This window comes from uncultured Chloroflexus sp. (genome assembly GCF_937129525.1).
Lineage (GTDB): Bacteria > Chloroflexota > Chloroflexia > Chloroflexales > Chloroflexaceae > Chloroflexus.
This window is the reverse complement of the sequence record NZ_CAKZNK010000144.1, coordinates 24,186-43,155: the sequence shown is the minus strand read 5'-3', so window position 1 is coordinate 43,155 and position 18,970 is coordinate 24,186. Positions and strand designations below refer to the sequence as shown.

Here is an 18,970-nt window from a genome sequence, read left to right as displayed (position 1 = left end):
CCGGTTATGGCTGAAGTCCGTATGCTTCGGCCAGGATTTCAATCGGATGTCGCGTTGCGACTCCGGTGGCGTGACTGATCTGCCAGCGACACGTTTCACTGTCGCACAGAGCGAGATCCTGGCCACTAGCGCGCACGAATTGAAACAACGGCTGACCGACATCCATTGCAATCTGATATTTCTCGCGTTTGATGCCGTAAGTGCCGGCGATACCGCAGCATTCGGCGCGGCTTTCCTGCAAACGCAAGCCAGGTACCAGGCCGAGGACATCGAGCACAGGCCTACCAATTCGATGCGCCCGCAACTGGCAGGGGGGATGATAGGGGATCGCGCGTTCGATTGGGCGAAAATCAGTGCGCAGACGACCTTGCATATACAGGTCACGCAAAAATTCAAAGATGTCGTAAGTGCCGGCTGCAACCGCGCGAATGTCATCGCCGTGCAAACCGAGCAGTTCGGGAGCCTCTTCCTTCAGGGTGAGTGTGCAACTGGTGCTGGTGCCGACAATCGGAATGCCGGCGCGCGCATACGGTAAGAGGTGGGTAACATTATATTCGTGCTGTTTCTGCGCAGCGGGAAAATCGCCGTTTGAGAGCAATGGCAGACCACAACACCGTTGAGGTGGCACAATCACCTCAAAACCAAGGTGTTCGAGCACGGCAATTGCTGCCTGACCGACGCGTGGTTCGTAGTAGTTGGTGCTACACCCGTGGAAGTAGACCACCTGTGGCCGCTTGCCATTGACCGTCGGTTTGCGCCGCTTAAACCAACTGCGAAAGGTGTATGTACTGGCTTTCGGTAACGGAGCGTGACGATGAATCCCCATTACCCGTTCGATCAACCAGCGCGCCGGAGCAAAATTGAGCGTAAAATTGACCAGAGGCGCATGCGGCCCGCTGCTCAGGCGTCCAACCAGTCCAGAACGGGCAATAATCCGGTTACGCAGCGGCATACCGCGCTCGGCGACAATTTGCGCGCGGGCGCGGGCATTGAGTTCGGCAATGCGCACTCCGGTCGGGCAGACCTGATTACAGACCCGACAGCCGGAACAATAATCGACCGACTCATCAGGCACCGGCTGAGCGGCGTGGCGGAAGCGTTGCGCCTGTGGGCCGACGTATTTCGGACCGGGGAAGGCATCGGTCACTGCCGCCACCGGGCAGGCCGATGTACAGATATTGCACTTAATGCAGTGATCAAGTGACTGGGTGAGCGAAAGCTCGATATGATCCATGATGCCTGTTCCTGTGTGTGCAAGAAGCAATGTCAGTCGCTGAGAGCCACGAAACTCGTCACCTGATGCCTCATTCATGACATCCCTGCCATCCAGCCGGTAGCGATAGCTGCGCCTTCAAGACACCCTTCGCGAATAGGGTCGAAGCCGGCCAGCGCTCCACCGACGACCATCACATTGTCGTATACCAGCCGACCGGCAGCATCAAGCGGACGCAGGCGCTCATCAACCCGGACGCCACTCTGAAAGATCGGATGCCCCTCTTCGTTGAGGAAACGCGGCGCAAACCAGCCAGCGCGCCCGGCGGGAGCCTGGAGTGGCAGATCGAGCGCCGTTTCACGCACATAGCCTTCCGGGGTAGCGCGCGCGCCACCGCCGAGAATGCCTCCGGTGGCCAGCACCCAGCGCCGCGCAGCGTGGCGTTGTTCACGCGCTGCTGCTTCGCTGAACACAGCGACCAGTGTGTCGCTGATGCTTTCACCACGTTGCACAAACCCGCCAAGCTGGATGCGGCCACCCAATCTCAGGAATTCATCCTCTAGAATTTGGTACAACCGCATGCCCGGCACTGAGACTGGCAGGGTTGGAATTTCAAATACCAGCGCGCCAGCGCGGTTTTGCAGATCACGCACTACCTCAGTAGCGTGTTTTAGCCCGAGAATTGCCGGCAATCCAATGCGAGCATAGTCACCCTGCCGCGCGAGCGCCGCCAGTTGTTCGCCAAGGCTGGCGCGAAACGCAGGCTGCTCGCAGAGGCGGGCCAGGGTGGCCGGACTGAAATCACGTTGCCGACCCACAGGCGGCATAGCGAGTTGGGCCGCTGTGGCGGCGATGCCTTGCGCGCGCAGGTTGGCAGCAATTAAAGGCGGAAAGAAGTCGCGCAATTCGGCAAAGCCAGCGATAAGCGTTGGACGGCCATCGCGCAACTGGCGGGCATCGCCGGCGATCATCGTGACCGGCGCGAAGGTCGTAGGCCGCAATGCACCCAGCGCAGTGGGTAGGAGCATATGCCGATTGAGATTGCCGACCAGCGGATAACCGGCTGCTTCACAGATAGCCCGGAGGCGAGCAATCCCACCTTCAATCATTGTCGGACCGGCCAGGGCATAAGGATGATGGGGCCGTTGCGCTGCCAGTTGGGTAATACCGTGGAACGGATCATCACAACCGGCCAGGAGATCGATACAGCCGGTTGACCAGTGAGTAGCTCCGTAACCTTTAGCCAGTACCAGTACCTTTTCGCCCCGCTCGGCGCGACCGATAGCAGCCATCATGCCGCTCAAACCGGCGCCTATGACAATGGTGTCGTACATATCTGCTCCCCCGTATCCCGGTAGCTATGCCTGCACGTATTCGGTCGCAATCGCCGGATGCTGCGTGACCAGGCCGCCACCCGGTTCGGCCAGCGGTCGCAGATACTGGATGCCCAGCACGCCGACGTAAATGAGTTCATCAAGCCGCGCCTGGCGCAATTGATCGCCCCATAAGACAGATGTCAAGCCCTTCCAACGTTCTTGCAAGAAGTGCATAATAGCTTCGTTGGCATTCGTATGAGTCAAGCCGTTAGCGCACCGCCGTTCATAAAGCAGATTCGCAGTGCGATAGATACACCAACCGCCCTGACACGGCCCCATACCCATCCGCACATCGCGGCGAATGTCATCAAGATTATGCGCGCCGGCATCGATAGCAGCCAGAATGCGCTCGCGGGTCACCAATTCACACTCGCAGATCAGCTCGCCGGCAGCGTGTTCGCTCTCGACCAGGGCCAGCGGTTTGCCCAACCAGTAATAAGGTGTTTGGGCTGCCGGATCAGGTGATACGGTGACGGTAGAATGAGCGCGATGCTCGAAACGGGGCACCGGCAAGACCTCGCTGGCCGTGCGGCAAGGCTGGGTATTACCCAGGCGACGGGCAAGTTCGTTGACCGTTTGCTCGGCCATCAGGCGATAGGTTGTCCACTTACCGCCGACAATCGAGAGAATACCACGAACACCATCGCGTGCCTCGTGGTCGAGGAGTTTGAACGTGCGGGGAATGTCGCGGTCGCTGGCAACGTCTTTGTCTTTGTAGAGAGGGCGTACACCGGCCCAGGCCCGCAATGCGCGATACTGGCGGAAGCCAGGGATCAGCTTCTCGCCCTCATCGAGCATAAATTGAATCTCTTCCGGCTCGATTCCGAACACATCGGGATCGGGCACATGCACATCGGTCGTGCCAATCACGGCTACGGTATGAATGGGCACAATAATATCGCCATCAGACGGCAACTTGCAGCGATTGACCACGGTATTGACCATACGATGGTTCATCGCGACCATCGTGCCCTTACCCGGCACAACCGTCACCGTCACGCCGGCCATCGCCGCAATCTTGCCGGCCCAGGCGCCGGCAGCATTAAGCACATACGCGCAATCGATCCGAATGCGTTCACCGCTCCGCAGGTCTTCAACAATAGCGCCCATCACCTGATCGCCGACGCGGATCAGGTCAACAACATTGTGATAGGTGCGAATATCGGCGCCGTACTCACGGGCAGCGAGTGCCACTGAATGCGTGGCGAGAAACGAATCGGCGGAGGCATCAGGAACCTCAAACACCCGTGAGATGCGCGGATTGAGTACCGGCTCACGGCGTAGCATCTCAGCGACCGAGATCTCTTGCACCGGTACGCCAGTGCGCTGACAGTTGGCGACAAACACATCGCCGTAACTCTCATCATCCCACGGAGTAATCACAAAGAAGCCGGACGTTGGCTCGATGCAATGCGGCATGATCCGGCGCAGAATAGCATTCTCATGCGCGCATTCGGTGGCCGATTGCGGATCTTTGGTTACATATCTTCCGCCGGAATGGAGAAGGCCGTGGTAGCGACCAGTTGTGCCGTGAGTCAGATCACCCTTCTCAACCAACACACAGCGAATACCGCGCATTGCTAAATCGAGCGCACAACCGGTTCCGGTCGCGCCACCGCCGATCACCAGCACATCGGTGGAAATGGTTTGCATGAGAGTCTCCTGACGGGCGGCAAGACCGGCAGGATAGGATTCCTGCCGGTCTTGCTACAATTCAGACGCTGTACCATCGATTGGCGCTTGGGAAGTTCAACTGATCGCAACTCATCATTATGCGAAGGTGTCGTTATCCCTTGCCAACCGTTGAGGTCTGGCGTCTCTCTTTTAACGTACTATGGTGACTATTCCACCCAATCGAAGGTGCGGGTCACCGCCTTCTTCCAGCCTCGATAGAGGCGTTCGCGGGTTGCCTCATCCATTTTCGGCGTCCAGGTATGATCGACGCCCCAGTTAGCCCGCATCTCATCCGTATTCGACCAGAAACCAACCGCCAGGCCGGCAGCATAAGCGGCGCCGAGAGAGGTTGTTTCCGCAACTTTAGGCCGAATGACCGGCACACCCAGGATGTCGGCCTGGAATTGCATCAGGGTGTTATTATATACCATACCACCATCAACCTTCAGCGCGGTCAGTTTCACACCCGAATCCTGCTCCATAGCATCGAGCACTTCGCGGGTCTGGTAAGCAGTCGCTTCCAGGACGGCGCGAGCGAGGTGTCCTTTATTGACATAACGGGTCAGGCCAACGATCGCGCCACGCGCATCAGAACGCCAGTACGGTGCGAACAAACCGGAGAAGGCCGGCACGAAGTAGATACCACCATTATCTTCCACCAGGTTGGCCAGTGCCTCAACCTCTGCCGAGGTCGTGATCAGGCCGAGATTATCGCGCAGCCACTGTACCAACGCGCCGGTAATCGCAATCGAGCCTTCGAGCGCATAAACGGCAGGCTGGTCACCGAATTTATAGCACACGGTCGTCAGCAAGCCGCTCTTCGAAGGCACGATCTTGGTACCGGTATTGAGGAGCATAAACGAACCCGTGCCGTAGGTATTCTTGGCCTCGCCAACGTCAAAGCAGGTTTGGCCGACCATGGCTGCCTGCTGGTCACCGAGGATTCCGGCCACCGGCACGCCAGCCAGTTCACCGGTAGCCGTGCCATAGACAGTGCTCGAGGGCATAATCTTTGGCAGCATCTGGCGGGGAATGCCCATGATACCGAGGATCTCGTCGTCCCAATCGAGTGTTTCGAGATTCATCAGCATCGTGCGCGAGGCATTAGTTACGTCGGTCACGTGGACGCCGCCATCAGGCCCACCGGTGAGCCACCAGGTCAGGAACGTATCAATATTGCCAAACACCACGTCTCCCGCCTCAGCGGCTTCACGGGCGCCGGGCACATTGTCGAGGATCCAGCGAATCTTGGGGCCGGAGAAGTAGGTTGCCAGGGGCAGACCGACTTTGGCGCGGAAACGATCCTGACCGCCATCAGCCGCCAGCTCATTGCAAATCTGATCGGTGCGAGTGTCTTGCCAGACGATAGCGTTGTAGACCGGGCGACCAGTCTTGCGGTTCCATACGACAGCGGTCTCGCGCTGGTTGGTAATACCTACCGCGACAATATCGCTCGCGCTCAGGTTACCCTTCGTCAATGCGCCCCGAATCACACTCTGAGTGCGTTCCCAAATCTCATCAGGACTATGTTCAACCCAACCGGGGCGGGGATAGATCTGCTCGTGCTCTTTCTGGTCGTAGCAAACGACGTTGCCACTATGGTCAAAAATCATGCAGCGAGTGCTGGTAGTACCCTGATCAATCGCAGCGGCATACTTTGCCATACTGTCAGACTCCTTTGTCCCTATCACGCCGCCAGAGCGTGACAGACTAACCTTCTTGAGCAACCTGCTCAAGCACTGTAAGCATCACCTGGGCCATCAAAAAGGCAGAAGCAGCTCCTGGGTCACGGTGACCAATTGAGCGTTCACCGAGGTAGGAGGCTCGCCCTTTCGTGGCCAGCATCGGTTCGGTTGCGATCATACCCTGTTCGCACGCAGCAACCGCAGCGCGCATGGCTGCCAGCAGATCACCGCTCGCCGCATACTGCTCTTTCAGTGTATCGATTGCCGGCGCAATAGCATCGATCATCGTCTTTTCGCCGCGGGTGGCTTTGCCGCGGGTCTGGATCCCTTCCAGGGCCGCAGTGAGCGCAGCGATCAGCTCATCGGCGCCAATGGTGGCGCGATCGCCGACTGCAGTGCTGGCGCGTAGAAAAGCGGTGCCATAGAGCGGTCCGCTGGCGCCACCAACCGTTGAGATCAGGGTCATACCGGTCAGCTTGAGAAGGCCGCTGATACTGCGATCAGTTGCCGACGGTAATTTGCTCATCACCGTGCTGAACCCACGATCAAGGTTTACGCCGTGGTCGGCGTCACCGATGGCTGCGTCAAGCCGGGTCAGGTAATCGCGTTGTTCCTTGACCCGTTCTGCAACCAGTTGGAGGAAACGAATGACGTGATCAGCAGTGATCTGCATGGTTCCCCTACGTTCGTCTAGCGGCGGAGCCAGGCGCTCCGCCGCGGCTTCCTTTCCCGCTACATCCCCCAGCGCAAAGCCGGCGTATGCACCGGCGCATCCCAGAGCTTGATCATCTCGTCATCGAGTCGGAGCAGGGTGAAGCTGACTCCGGCCATCTCGAGCGAGGTGATGTAGCTACCCACCAGCGATCGCGCGATTGTAATGTTGCGATCTTTCAGGATGCGCGCTAATTCATTGTACATCACATACAGCTCGATCAGTGGCGTGCCTCCCATTCCATTGACAAAGGCCAGCACGGCATCACCACTCTTAAACGGCAGATCTTCCAGGATGGGTCCGGCCAGCATCTCGGCAATATCGCGGGCAGGAGCCAGCTTCTCGCGGCGGCGACCTGGCTCACCGTGGATGCCAATTCCGACTTCCATCTCGTCGTCGGCCAGCTCGAAACCAGGTTTGCCGGCTTGCGGTACGGTACATGGGGTTAACGCCATGCCCATGCTGCGGCCACTGGCATTAACACGCTCGGCAATAGCCTTGCAGGTAGCCAGATCAGCGCCGGACTCAGCGGCGGCTCCCACGATCTTTTCGAGCAACACGGTTACGCCGACACCACGACGGCCAGCCGTCCAGGTGCTATTCTCAACAGCCACATCGTCATTGGTGACCACACTGGCGACCTCGATGCCCTCTGCTGCGGCCAATTCTGCCGCCATCTCGAAGTTCATCACGTCACCGGTGTAATTCTTGACGATGTGCAACACGCCCTTACCGCCATTGACCGCTTTGGTAGCCGCGAGCATTTGATCTGGCACCGGCGATGTAAAGACCGCGCCGGGACAGGCCGCATCGAGCATGCCATAGCCGACAAATCCGCCGTGCATTGGTTCGTGTCCCGAACCGCCGCCGGAAATCACACCAACCTTGTTGTGTGGTGCGCCCTTGCGCGCGATATAGTCGGGATCGTAATGCACGTCGATCAGATCGGCGTGAGCGATCGCCATACCGGCTAACGCCTCTTTAACGACGTTTTCCGGCGCGTTGATCAACTTCTTCACAGGCTTCCTCCCCTTGAGGTGATAACTGCTAATGGTTGTTACATGCCTAGCGCATTCGCCAGCAACGCGGCAATCGAGCCACCGATAATGGGACCGACGACCGGCACCCACGAGTAGCCCCAATTGCTATCGCCCTTGCCGGCAATCGGCAGCACTGCATGGGCAATGCGCGGGCCAAGATCGCGGGCCGGATTGATGGCATAGCCGGTTGGGCCGCCGAGCGAGAGACCGATACCCCACACCAATGCCGCCACCAGGTACGGGCCGAGACCGCTGGCTGGGCTGCCGCCAGTGGCGCCGTCGCTGCTGAAGATCGCAAAGATGATGAAGAGCAGCGCAAACGTGCCGATCACTTCGGTAATGATATTGTTGACCGGCTTGTTGATCGCCGGGCCGGTGCTAAAGCAGGCCAGTTTCAAACCGGGATCTTTCGTAACTTCCCAGTGCGAGAGGTAGGTCAACCAGACGAGGGTTGCGCCGATGAATGCGCCGATAAACTGGGCGATGATATGCATGATCGCCGTGCCGAAATCATAGTCACCGCGGATAAGAACAGCAATCGTCACAGCCGGATTGAGATCGGCGCCAGGGCTGCCGAGCGCTGCCGCAGTAAAGACACCGCACATAACGGCGAAAGCCCAGCCAGTGGTAATGACGATCCAGCCGCCGCCATTCCCTTTCGATTGTGTCAAGAGCACATTGGCGACCACGCCGTTGCCAAACAGGATCAGAATCATGGTGCCGAATACTTCGCCCAGAAAGGACGCAGGCATAGAAGGTCTCCTCCTTGCAACACAAGCGAAACCAGTTCTTACGAATCAACCTTGATCCAGCGTTCGAACAGAGAACGTGATGCGTGTAAACCCTGGTAGTGGCGCAAACGATTTGGCCACTCTGCACGCGCGCATGGCGTGCCAACGCATCTGAACTGGATTGGGCGTTCACGCCGTTTGGAAAGTGAGAAGCATTCGGCGACCCGCCCTGCGCACCTCCTTTCTTTGCTGCGATGCATTGCCGGACGCAATGCGCAAAAATTCCCAGGCACCACAACGATACGTCTAACAGCGTATCGTCAATGGCCAAGGCCAACATGGTTATTTAGTGAATGAGTTTAATAGTGCTTTGGCATAAGTATCGTAGCAAAGTAGAAGGATCGGCGTCAAGCTGTGAAAAAGCCGGGCGAAGCATAAAAATGTTTCAATATTGAAACACAAGTCATGGAGTGAGATCATCGCGCGCGATTTGATAGCGGGTCATTTTCCGCCAGAGCGTTGCCCGACTGATACCGAGCAGCGTTGCGGCGCGGCCTATGCGACCGCCGGCGGCGCGGATGGCGCGCAGGATTGCGTCACGCTCGCTTAACTCGTGCGCTTCGGCCAGTCTCGGACTGTCTGCCATTGTGAGCGGCGTGGCGTGGCGCGCGATCGATGGGGGCAAATCGTGAACGGTCAAGACGCTCTTGGCGCTTACCTGCGCCATTCGTTCGAGCACGACTTCGAGTTCTCGCACATTGCCCGGCCAGGGATAGGCGCGTAACGCGGCCAGCGCATCGGGATCGAGCGCAATCGGACGCCCTAGTTGCTCGCTCTGGCGTTGCACCATATAGTTGGTGAGCAAGATGACATCGTTGTCGCGCTGGCGCAATGGGGGAATATCGATGGTGAATACGCTGAGGCGAGCGTAGAGATCGGCGCGGAAGCGTCCTTCTTGCGCCAGTTGTTCGAGATCGTGACCGGTGGCAATCACGCGCACATCAATTGGAATAGGGCGCGCGCCGCCGGTCCGTATCACGCGCCCCATCTCGATGGCGCGCAGCAGATTGGTTTGCTGATCAAATGAAAGGGCGTCAATCGCTTCCAGATAGATGACGCCGCCGTGAGCCAGCTCTAGTTTGCCAGGCCGACCGGGTTGGCGTTCGTTCCCTTCAACCCCAAATAGCTCACTATCGAGCAACTGACGCGGGATGGCTGCGCACGAGACGCGCACAAATGGCCCGTTTGCCCGGCTGCTGGCATTGTGTATCGCCTGGGCAAAGACATCTTTGCCTACCCCTGGCTCGCCGCGCAACAGCACTGCGCCCCGTCCGGCTGCCGCCAGCCGGGCCTGTCGTAACGCGTGGCGGATAGTCTCACTCTGACCGATGATGTCGCGAAAAGTAAACGTGGCACGGGCTCCGACAACTTGTTGTACCAGTTGGCGGACACTTTCAGTTGGGCGGAGGGTGATCAGGCTCCCCAGGTAGCGTTTGCTCCGATCCCACACCGGTCGCACGCTACAGATCACTGCCTGCGCGCCGACGGCAGTTTGCCAGATCACTTCCTGTTCTTCCAGCGTGCTCAAGTGTTGCAGCGCGGTAGCGATTGCCGGTGGCAGTGGAATAACGCTGGTCAGGGGGCGACCGGCGGCTGAGCGCGCATTGATTGCAAGGATGTTTGCCACGCGCCGACTCAGCCGGCGAATCTCACCATGGGGGCCGACGAAGATCAGTCCCTCATTGATTGTGTCCAGTGTGGCATAGAGTTCGCTCAGGTGATCGTTGGCTTCGTTGAGTAGTCGTTCGGCTCGCAACTGGTTGTGCAATGCCTGCGCTGCGGCAATGACCAGGCCGAGGATGTATGGGTGGTTGGCATGAGCTGGGGTCAGAATGGCCAGCGCGCCTAATGCTTTGCCATCGGGGCTGAAGATCGGTGCCGCGGCCAGCGCAAATGGCTGCAACCATTTGCAATAGTGTTCATCGCCACTGGTCTGGCAAGGCAGGGCTTCACGCAATGCCAGATCGACTGCGTTGGCGCCAGCAATCTCTTCGGCCAGGCTAATGCCATACCCAAACCCGCGCTGTTGCGCCTGCTCGATCACGATGCTATCACCGGCTATGTCGATAATGGTTCCTTGCTCGTCGCAGACAAGAACGGCAAAGCCGGGATGATCGCTGAGCTGGTAGAGATCCTCGATTGATGAACGGGCCAGCATTTGCAGATGGCTATGGCTCCACCCATTCAGGTTAACCGTGCCGACCCGTGGCGGACTGTTTGGATCGAGATTGCGTGCCCGGCAGCGTTCCCACGAGCGCTGGATTGGCGGAAGAGGGAGTGTGACCATAGTCCACCTTTGATAACATGTCGTTACCATTATTATATGCCAGATTGAAAGTTCGTTCACCTCCTGCCAATGTTCCACTGTGAGAAGCCTGTGATCTTACCCGCTATCAGATGTGGGAAGCGTAGTCCATGGCTTCCTTACAGCGTAGAGACGGCGCATTACACCGTCTCTACACCTCGCGCATAATATGGTAGTGTGGTTGACTGCTACACGAAGGCGGCAATACCGGTAATCTCGCGTCCAACAACCAGCGTGTTGATCTCGTTCGTGCCTTCATAGGTATAGACGGCTTCGATGTCGGCGAAGTGGCGGGCAATGTGGCGGTCGAGCAAGATGCCGTTGCCGCCGAGCACCTCGCGGCCAAGGGCGACGATTTGCCGCGCTTTGGCTGCACAATATTGTTTGGCAAGCGAAGCCATCCCTTCGGTGATCTGGCTCTCGTCCTCGTCACGCAGTTTGCTCAGTCGCCACGCCATCAACTGGATCGCGGTCAGATCGCCGAGCATCTGCACTAGCTTCTGCTGTACCAACTGGAAACCGGCAATCGGGCGGCCAAATTGTTCGCGCTGCAAGGTGTATTCGCGCGCCAGTTCGTAAGCGGCCTGCGCGTGACCGACCGCTTCCCAAGCCACGCCGTACCGGGTGTTTTTGAGAATGTTGGCCGTGTCGCGGAACGAGCGGGCCAGCGGGAGTCGATTCTCTTCCGGGACGAACACATTCTCGAGTGTGATGTCGGCGTTGATGACCGACCGCTTGGCAATCTTTCCTTCAATCTTGGTCGCCTGATAGCCTGGCGTGCCCTTCTCAACCAGAAAGCCGCCAATACGTCCCGTTGCTTCGTCTTGCGCCCAGACCACAATCACATCGGCGAAGGTGGCGTTGCCGATCCAGCGTTTGGCGCCATTGAGGAGATAGCCGCCATCCACCCGCCGGGCAGTCGTGCGAATGTGAGCTGCGTCAGAGCCGACGTAAGGTTCGGTCAGGGCAAAGGCGCCGATCTTCTCCAGCCGGGCCATCGCCGGGAGCCAGCGCTGCTTTTGCTCTTCGGAACCGCATGCGGCGATAGCGCCCATTGCCAGCCCACTGGTGACGCCGACAAAGGTGCCAATGCTCCCGTCGCCGCGGGCCAGCTCGGCGGCAATTAATCCCACTTCGACGCTGGTGAAGCCCGGACAACCGTACCCCTGGATGGTGCCACCTACAATTCCTAGCTCAGCAATACGCGGCACTAACTCGAAAGGAAACTCGGCGCGCTCCCAGTAGTCGTTGATGATCGGCAGGACATGCTCGTTGCAGAATGCGCGCACTTTGTCACGTAGGGCGCGTTCACGCGGGGTGAGTAGATCGTCGAATCGAAACAGGTCAGTTCCGCGTTCAGCCGCGATCGTCATTGGTCGCCTCCTCAAGTACTTGTTATGACGCACTGCGTAATAATTATAGCATATTTCGAAACAACCGATACAGGTGTACCGGCAAGCGCGAGCGGCGCGGTATCGTTGTCAATCATTGCAGCGGTGTATTTGTGGCGCACATGTGAAATGGCGGGCACGATATTGTTGTGCCCGCCAGAGGTGAAATTACAGCATAAATTCGCCTTCTAATCCGGCTTCGCAGTGGGGAGCGATCCATACCTTGAAGCGACCCGGTTCGGCGCCCCAACTGCCATCGGCGCGGGTAAAGGCGAGATCTTCTTCGCGCAGCGTGAATTGTACTCGCCGGGACTCACCCGGTTGCAAGGTCATGCGCTGAAATCCCTTCAGTTCGCGGATCGGTCGAGTCAGCGAGCCGACCAGATCGCGTATGTAAAGCTGCACGACTTCGGTACCTGCGCGCTCTCCCACATTGGTGATGAGCGCACTGACGGTGAGTGTGTCGCGCATGCGCTGACTGCTTATCCGTAAATCGCTGTAGCTGAAGCGGGTGTAGGTAAGGCCGTATCCGAACGGGTATAGTGGCACAGTTGGTAGATCGACATAACGAGTACGGAAGGGGCCATCTTCGCGCAAGGGCCGGCCTGAGGGCTTGCGCGCATAGTATATCGGCGCCTGACCGGTTGCTCTTGGCATGCTGACCGGCAATCGGCCAGATGGCGCAGCCAGACCGAAGAGGATTTCAGCCAGTGCTGCTGCCCCTTCCAGCCCCGGATGCCAGGCATAGATCGCTGCCTGCACCTGAGCGATTGCGCGGGTGATCGCCAGAGGCCGTCCGGCAAAGACGACGAGTACTGTTGGTTTGCCGATTCCTGCTACCGCCGTGATCCATTCCAGTTGTCCGGGTGGTAGATTCAGGTCGCTCACGTTGGCGTTCTCACCCGAACGGGCCGGATGTTCTCCCATCAGCAAGATGACGGCATCGGCATAGTGGGCGCGTGACAAAGCCAGATCCGGCGTCGCAGCAAACCACAGTTCAACCCCTGTCGGCGCGATCTGTCGAAACGCCTGATCGAGCGGAACGACATCCTCCGCTCGCCCATCCATCGTCCAGGTGCCGAAGAGTTCGGCAGTGGCATGAACGAACGGGCCTGCCACCAGGATACGGCGCATGTCGCGTAGCGGCAAGAGGTTGCGGTCGTTTTTGAGCAGCACCATGGTTTCGCGCGCGGCCTGACGGGCAAGGTCACGCGCTTCGGCAGTAAGGATGTCGCGGCTTGCGCGTTCGGGATCAGTGAAGGGGCGTTCGAAGATGCCGGCGCGGTGTTTGATGCGTAAGACGCGGCGCACTGCGGTATCGAGTTCTGCATCAGAGATTCTGCCGCAGCGTAGATTTTCGGCCAGCGTCTCCTGATAGGCTCCGCTCACCATATCCATATCGACACCGGCATGGAGTGCCAGCGCCGCTGCCTGGGCGCGATCTTCGGCCACACCGTGCTGCGCCAGCTCGCCAATCGATTCCCAATCTGAAACGACAAAACCGTCAAAGCCCCACTCACCGCGCAGAATGTCGGTCAAAAGCCGGCGGTTGGCAGTGGCCGGCACTCCATTGAGATCAAGAAACGCGCTCATCACGGTGCCCACGCCAGCGGCAACGGCAGCGCGGAACGGCGGGAGATAGACATCGCGCAGAGTTGGTTCGGAAATTTCAGCCTGTTCGTAATCGCGGCCACCTTCGGCAGCGCCGTAGCCAACGTAGTGTTTGGCGCAGGCAACCAGTCGGTCGGGTTGGCTGACATCGTCGCCCTGAAACCCGCGCGCGGCAGCTTCCGCCATCCGCGCCGTCAGGTATGGGTCTTCGCCGTACCCTTCAGCAATTCGCCCCCAACGCGCATCGCGGGCAATGTCTAACATCGGCGCGAATGTCCAGCGAATGCCGACTGCGCTGGCTTCACGGGCAGCCACGCGGTTGATTTGTTCCACCAGCGTCGGATTGAAGCTAGCTGCTTGCGCCAACGGGATGGGAAAGACGGTGCGCTGGCCGTGAATGATGTCACGTCCGAACAGTAATGGAATGCCCAGACGAGATTCGAGCGCGGCTTTTTGCAGCGTGTTGCACGCTTCAGCGCTGCTGAGGTGGTCGAATCCTTGCCCGCTGAGCGCGCCGAAGGCATTGATGATCGAGCCGGCTTTGCCCTGACGCAAGAGATCAAGTCCAGGCAGACCGTGGATCATCGGTTGATTGAGCTGACCAATCTTCTCTTCCAGGGTCATTTGTCCCAGGAGATGGTCGATCCGCTCTTCGATGTCGTTCATGGATGCTCCTAATCTCTATTGCGATGACTCTATGATCTGAATAGTGCCGTTGGTGAAGTAGATGAATTGCGGCGCCGGAGCGCCATCTCTTTCCAGACAGATCACCCCTTCAGGTCGGGCAAATGTCAAAATCAGCGCGCCGGCGACTGCCGTTACTGCTCTGATTTCTGCAGTGGCATAACGCGCCGTCAGGCCAGGGCGAATCCTCCAGTTCAGCGGCAAGATCGCGCCGCTCCGCGCCGGCATAGTGATCGGGTGGCCGTCGAATAACGGCCTTCCACGATAGTCGATTCTGGTTTCGAGTGGATCGTCGCCATAGTGATTGACAAACAAAAAGTCACCCTGCGGGCCGCGACTCAGATGAACATCGACCCAGTTGGAGAGGGTGAAGGGCGCGACGCAATCAACCCATTCGGCCAGACGAGAAAAGACGGCGAGATCGGTAAGGTTGACAATCGGGAAGGCTGCCCCAAGCATCACGATCTCGCCCTTGCCGAGCTGTTTGCGAAAACCGATTGACTCATCATTGACGGTAGCGAAAATGTTCCCCGGTTCGCCGTGATAGTACTGCGCAAAGCTGACCGGAATGTCGGCGTTGTCGAAGATGTGCGCCCGACGAGGCGTGAAGGGTGGGTCGCTGCTGACCTGGATAGCAAGCGCGGTTGCCAGTATGCCGGCTGTGGGCAATCGTCCAACAATCACTACTCGTCCACCGGCAGCAACATATTCAACCAGCTTGCGTTCGGTGGCCGGATCGCAGTTTTCGTCGAGCATCGTCCAAAGGAGCGGTACCTGTGCCGGATCAAGCGGGGTATGTTGTAGCTCAAGCGCCTTGAAGTCGCGGTGGGTGAGAGCCAGTCCGCGCGCGATGAAGTCAAACAAGATCACATCGCGCTGATGAGTGATGATGTTGGTTGCCGTCTGCGTACAGGGCGCATTGACTTCGGTCATAAAATCATCAACGCGAAAACCGATAGTGGTGATCGTTTCCGGTTGCGCGAGGGTGAGCGCATCGCCGTAGCTCGCTAACGCGCGTGACAAGAGCGGGTAGCGATGATAGTGGCTGCGCAGTGTGCCATCGACGCGCACCGGGTGCCCCCAGTCGTGCCGTTTGATCGGGCTGAGCAGCGGGTCGTTTTCTCCATCGAAAAAGAGGTAGTGATTGATCGCGCGCATACCGTTGGCCAGGCTCAGTCGGGTGTGGAGGTCGTAGAAAGAACTTGACATATTGCTGAAGTCGAGATTGCCGCCTGCCTGAAATTCGATCGAAAAGAGTGGCTGAGCCGGATTTTGGATGGCGCTGGTCATCGCGTTAATCAGCATAATCTGATGGAAGGTGCCTGCGCCGATCTGACCCGGATAGACATCGGTGGCGCTGATGATCTCAGGGAGACGCAATGTCTCGAGCAATTGCGACAAACCTATTGGAAAGGTTTTACCGCCATTGGCAAAGCCGTGAATGTTGATCACTGCCGGCGTCTCAAGACCATTCGCGCGCGCTTCGGCCAGCATCCAGCGCGTATAGTCGCGCAGATAGCTCCGGTAGAAGCGACGATAGTCAGCTACCAGTTGCGCGCCGGCTTCACCTTCGGCATGGCGCAACTGTTCGGCCAGGGTTGCCGGATCGTGGATCAGCGCGGTATGACCGGTTGCATTGAGCCAGGCAGCGAAGTGCTGCATCGCCACCGGATTCAGATCAAAGCTGTTGCGCACCCAGTGCAGCATACCCATTTCATTATCAAGTTGCACGAGAATGATGGGGCCGCCGCGCGTGATCTGGCGCGGCGCCAGTATGCCGAAGACGGCGCGATACCAATCGGCGACGCAGCGCAGAAAATCGGGATGCAGGTAACTGGCGATCTGTTCCGCTTCGCCACGCTGGTTGATCAGCGCGATCTGCGGGTAGTGCTCAAATACCCACGGTGGAATCCCCTCGTTGATGGTTTCGGCCATGATGTACGGGCCGGGCCGGGCAATGACGTAGAGTCCCATCTGATGCGCCAGATCGAGAAAACCGGCCAGATTGCGCATCGGGTGCGTTTCCCCCTGCACATCGATCACGGAAGGTTGTGGCTGGTGCCACAGCCATGGAATGTAGCAGGCAACCGCGTTAAATCCGGCCTGCGTCAGCAGACTGAGGCGTTGCGGCCATTGATCGGCAGGCGCGCGGAAGTAGTGAAACTCGCCCGCCTGTAGCAATAGTGGTTGACCATCGAGCCAGAAGCGCTGGCTGTGGACTGTGAAGTCAGGCATTGTGATAACCTCTCGATAACAGTATCAGGCGATTGATGGTTGTCTGGTGAATCCCAGGACATTGAGCGCGTGTTGGATGCGCGAACCAGACGTATAGACATCCCAGATCAGGCCGGTGCAAGCGTTTTCCAGCATCAGTAAGGCGCAGCCTTTATTAATCCCGTATACGGTGCGGCTATACCACGGTGGATTGGTCGAAAGGTTATACGCATCGTAAAAACCGTATGGCCCTTGAGTGTCCGGCTGTTTGTGGTAGAGATAATCAAGCATGTCGAGCACAGCGTCGGGCATATAGGGCATACAGGACAGAGCGTTACTGATCGAAACGGTGCCGTCCGGTTCAGGTGGTATCAAGGCAGGTGGCGCGCCAGCCACGACGTAACCGCGAGGGGTATCGCCGCATCCGATCCCCCAGCTTCGTTCGTGGTAGGCGCCAAACCGATCGCGCAGGCTGAGACAATAGTCGCGGTTGGCCAGCGCAGCAAGTTGTGCATTGCGGAACCAGTCAATACCGTCAGGATCACGGTAGCTACGGGTATCGAGCCAGGCTTCAGTGTATTGATAGGCAAAGAGCGTTCCACCGGGATTGATAATTACCGGCTGGCCCTGATAGTAGCCGATGTCGCTTCGAAACCCTTGATAGAGCGCGCGAGCAGTGACCGGCGGCAATCGTAACGCAGCCTGGAGGTACAGCAGCTTCTGTTCGGCAGCCATATCCCAGAAGCTGATAAACCCCGGCGTATCGGTCACATAATCGCCATCAGCATCGGGATTGTACGACATGCGCAAGACCAGATGCCCGTCTCGTTCGGCGAGAAATGCATTCCAATCGATCCGGTCGAGCAGACGTTCGGTCAGCTCTTCGATTTCGGCGTCACGAAAATAGGCCGCAGCCGTCAACACACCGTTCAAGCAAAGACCGGTATCAATCGTGGAATATTCGCAATGACCCCAGCGTGCTGCGGTGGCGCGGTCGAGAAAGTGGGCAAAGAAGCCGTATTGATGAGGCACCCGCTCGTAGAGTGTCCGCAACGTGCCGCGGGTGAGGTGCAGAGCGTCGGCGTAGCGCATCAAACCGCGCTCAACCGCAATCACCCAAGCGCTAAGCGCAAATCCAACTGAGGCGATTGACGCGATCTGAGGCCGATGGATGGCATCGACCGTTAAACCATAGCCAGGGCTGGAGGGATCAAGGTTCGTGCCGGCGCGAAAGAAAGTAATCGCGCCCTCGATCTCAAAGGTGATCGGCGTTGTCGTATCCACAGGCTACTCCAGGTTTTCAGGACGTTTGAGCGACGAAGCGCGGGCGATAAAAGCGGTTGGTATGCGCTGAGGTGGCGAGACCTCTTCGCGCTCAAGGTAGCGCATTAACCAGCGCGCAGCGGTACCGCCCCACTCGCGCCGTGACGCGCCGATGGTCGAAAGCGGCGGTTGCACATATCGGGCCAGCAAAATGTCGTCACAGCCGATCACGGCAATGTCGCGTGGCGCCTCGAGACCGTGTTCGCGCATCGCGCGCATAAAGCCGATTGCCATCTGGTCGTTGGCGCAAAAGACACCTTCGGGTAGATCGCCCTCGTCGATGATCCGTTTAGCCGCCGCATAACCCGATTGCTCGGTAAAATTGCCGGGATAAACGCGCACTGACAACTGATGACGCGCCGCTTCGTTCAGAAAGGCTTGCATGCGCTCGTTGTTGTCAAATGAATCGGGCGCGCCGGCGATATAGGCCAGTCGCTGCAATCCCTGACGGTAGAGATGCGCAAACGCCTGCGCGACGCCTTGCCGGTTGTCAAGCAAAAGCGGGAAGACATACTCGGCTTCAAGCTGCCGATCCATCACCACAATCGGGAATTTCGGCCCGGCAAGGCGCAGAATCTGTTCGTCGCGGATACTGGTATCAAACACGATTGCGCCATCGACCTGGCGATGGGTAAAGATGCGCCGTTCGACCCGTGTCTCCGGGCAGACGATCAGCTCGTATTCGGTGGCGAGAATGACCTCGTGAATGCCATCAAGAATCTCTTCGTAGAAAGCGCCGGCGAAACGGGTAATAAAGATACCAATCGTGCGCGACCGGCGCGCCTTGAGGTGGCGGGCAAAGGCATTGGGATGGTAATTCAGCTCTTCGGCTGCTTGTAACACCCGTTGCCGCGTCTCTTCGCTGATGGTGCCGGTGCGGTTGAGGGCATACGAAGCCGCAGTCACACTGACACCGGCGCGGCGAGCAACGTCTTTGATCGTCGGCATTGT

13 protein-coding genes are annotated in these 18,970 nt (G+C 58.4%); all 13 read right to left on the bottom strand.

The window, feature by feature from the left end; genetic code table 11:
• Positions 1-4: 4 nt before the first annotated feature.
• Positions 5-1,234, bottom strand: coding sequence for an anaerobic glycerol-3-phosphate dehydrogenase subunit C (locus Q0650_RS17695; protein WP_298821409.1), 1,230 nt, complete (start codon positions 1,232-1,234; stop codon positions 5-7).
• Positions 1,235-1,308: 74 nt separating this feature from the next.
• Positions 1,309-2,547, bottom strand: a complete 1,239-nt coding sequence (gene glpB / locus Q0650_RS17690) for a glycerol-3-phosphate dehydrogenase subunit GlpB (protein WP_298821407.1) — start codon at positions 2,545-2,547, stop codon at positions 1,309-1,311.
• A gap of 24 nt (positions 2,548-2,571) precedes the next feature.
• Complete coding sequence (gene glpA, locus Q0650_RS17685; protein ID WP_298821405.1) at positions 2,572-4,242, bottom strand: anaerobic glycerol-3-phosphate dehydrogenase subunit GlpA; 1,671 nt, start codon at positions 4,240-4,242, stop codon at positions 2,572-2,574.
• 188 nt (positions 4,243-4,430) lie between these two features.
• Positions 4,431-5,927: a glycerol kinase GlpK gene (gene glpK, locus Q0650_RS17680; RefSeq protein WP_298821403.1), complete on the bottom strand. Its 1,497-nt coding sequence runs from the start codon at positions 5,925-5,927 to the stop codon at positions 4,431-4,433.
• Positions 5,928-5,973: 46 nt separating this feature from the next.
• The gene (gene dhaL / locus Q0650_RS17675; RefSeq protein WP_298821401.1) at positions 5,974-6,621 is read right to left on the bottom strand and encodes a dihydroxyacetone kinase subunit DhaL; all 648 of its coding nucleotides are present in this window, start codon (positions 6,619-6,621) and stop codon (positions 5,974-5,976) included.
• A gap of 59 nt (positions 6,622-6,680) precedes the next feature.
• The gene (gene dhaK / locus Q0650_RS17670; protein ID WP_298821399.1) at positions 6,681-7,679 is read right to left on the bottom strand and encodes a dihydroxyacetone kinase subunit DhaK; all 999 of its coding nucleotides are present in this window, start codon (positions 7,677-7,679) and stop codon (positions 6,681-6,683) included.
• A 38-nt stretch (positions 7,680-7,717) separates the two neighbouring features.
• The gene (locus Q0650_RS17665) at positions 7,718-8,452 is read right to left on the bottom strand and encodes an MIP/aquaporin family protein (protein ID WP_298821397.1); all 735 of its coding nucleotides are present in this window, start codon (positions 8,450-8,452) and stop codon (positions 7,718-7,720) included.
• A gap of 442 nt (positions 8,453-8,894) precedes the next feature.
• On the bottom strand, positions 8,895-10,778 hold the full coding sequence (locus Q0650_RS17660) for a sigma-54-dependent Fis family transcriptional regulator (RefSeq protein WP_298821395.1): 1,884 nt from the start codon (positions 10,776-10,778) through the stop codon (positions 8,895-8,897).
• A gap of 206 nt (positions 10,779-10,984) precedes the next feature.
• Positions 10,985-12,169 (bottom strand): acyl-CoA dehydrogenase family protein, encoded by a 1,185-nt coding sequence (locus tag Q0650_RS17655; protein WP_298821394.1) that lies wholly within the window; start codon positions 12,167-12,169, stop codon positions 10,985-10,987.
• A 186-nt stretch (positions 12,170-12,355) separates the two neighbouring features.
• Positions 12,356-14,464 (bottom strand): glycoside hydrolase family 3 N-terminal domain-containing protein, encoded by a 2,109-nt coding sequence (locus Q0650_RS17650; protein ID WP_298821393.1) that lies wholly within the window; start codon positions 14,462-14,464, stop codon positions 12,356-12,358.
• 15 nt (positions 14,465-14,479) lie between these two features.
• Positions 14,480-16,717: a beta-galactosidase gene (locus tag Q0650_RS17645; RefSeq protein WP_298821391.1), complete on the bottom strand. Its 2,238-nt coding sequence runs from the start codon at positions 16,715-16,717 to the stop codon at positions 14,480-14,482.
• Positions 16,718-16,741: 24 nt separating this feature from the next.
• The gene (locus tag Q0650_RS17640; protein WP_298821389.1) at positions 16,742-17,980 is read right to left on the bottom strand and encodes a glucoamylase family protein; all 1,239 of its coding nucleotides are present in this window, start codon (positions 17,978-17,980) and stop codon (positions 16,742-16,744) included.
• 3 nt (positions 17,981-17,983) lie between these two features.
• Positions 17,984-18,967, bottom strand: a complete 984-nt coding sequence (locus Q0650_RS17635; RefSeq protein WP_298821387.1) for a LacI family DNA-binding transcriptional regulator — start codon at positions 18,965-18,967, stop codon at positions 17,984-17,986.
• Positions 18,968-18,970: the final 3 nt, after the last annotated feature.

Excerpts from the sequence above, each read along its gene's own strand:
- dhaL (WP_298821401.1), bottom strand. The coding sequence starts at position 6,621 with ATGCAGATCACTGCTGATCACGTCATTCGTTTCCTCCAACTGGTTGCA.
- glpA (WP_298821405.1), bottom strand. The coding sequence starts at position 4,242 with ATGCAAACCATTTCCACCGATGTGCTGGTGATCGGCGGTGGCGCGACC.
- Q0650_RS17695 (WP_298821409.1), bottom strand. The coding sequence starts at position 1,234 with ATGGATCATATCGAGCTTTCGCTCACCCAGTCACTTGATCACTGCATT.
- Q0650_RS17655 (WP_298821394.1), bottom strand. The coding sequence starts at position 12,169 with ATGACGATCGCGGCTGAACGCGGAACTGACCTGTTTCGATTCGACGAT.
- Q0650_RS17650 (WP_298821393.1), bottom strand. The coding sequence starts at position 14,464 with ATGAACGACATCGAAGAGCGGATCGACCATCTCCTGGGACAAATGACC.
- Q0650_RS17660 (WP_298821395.1), bottom strand. The coding sequence starts at position 10,778 with ATGGTCACACTCCCTCTTCCGCCAATCCAGCGCTCGTGGGAACGCTGC.
- Q0650_RS17635 (WP_298821387.1), bottom strand. The coding sequence starts at position 18,967 with ATGCCGACGATCAAAGACGTTGCTCGCCGCGCCGGTGTCAGTGTGACT.
- Q0650_RS17665 (WP_298821397.1), bottom strand. The coding sequence starts at position 8,452 with ATGCCTGCGTCCTTTCTGGGCGAAGTATTCGGCACCATGATTCTGATC.
- glpK (WP_298821403.1), bottom strand. The coding sequence starts at position 5,927 with ATGGCAAAGTATGCCGCTGCGATTGATCAGGGTACTACCAGCACTCGC.
- glpB (WP_298821407.1), bottom strand. The coding sequence starts at position 2,547 with ATGTACGACACCATTGTCATAGGCGCCGGTTTGAGCGGCATGATGGCT.
- Q0650_RS17645 (WP_298821391.1), bottom strand. The coding sequence starts at position 16,717 with ATGCCTGACTTCACAGTCCACAGCCAGCGCTTCTGGCTCGATGGTCAA.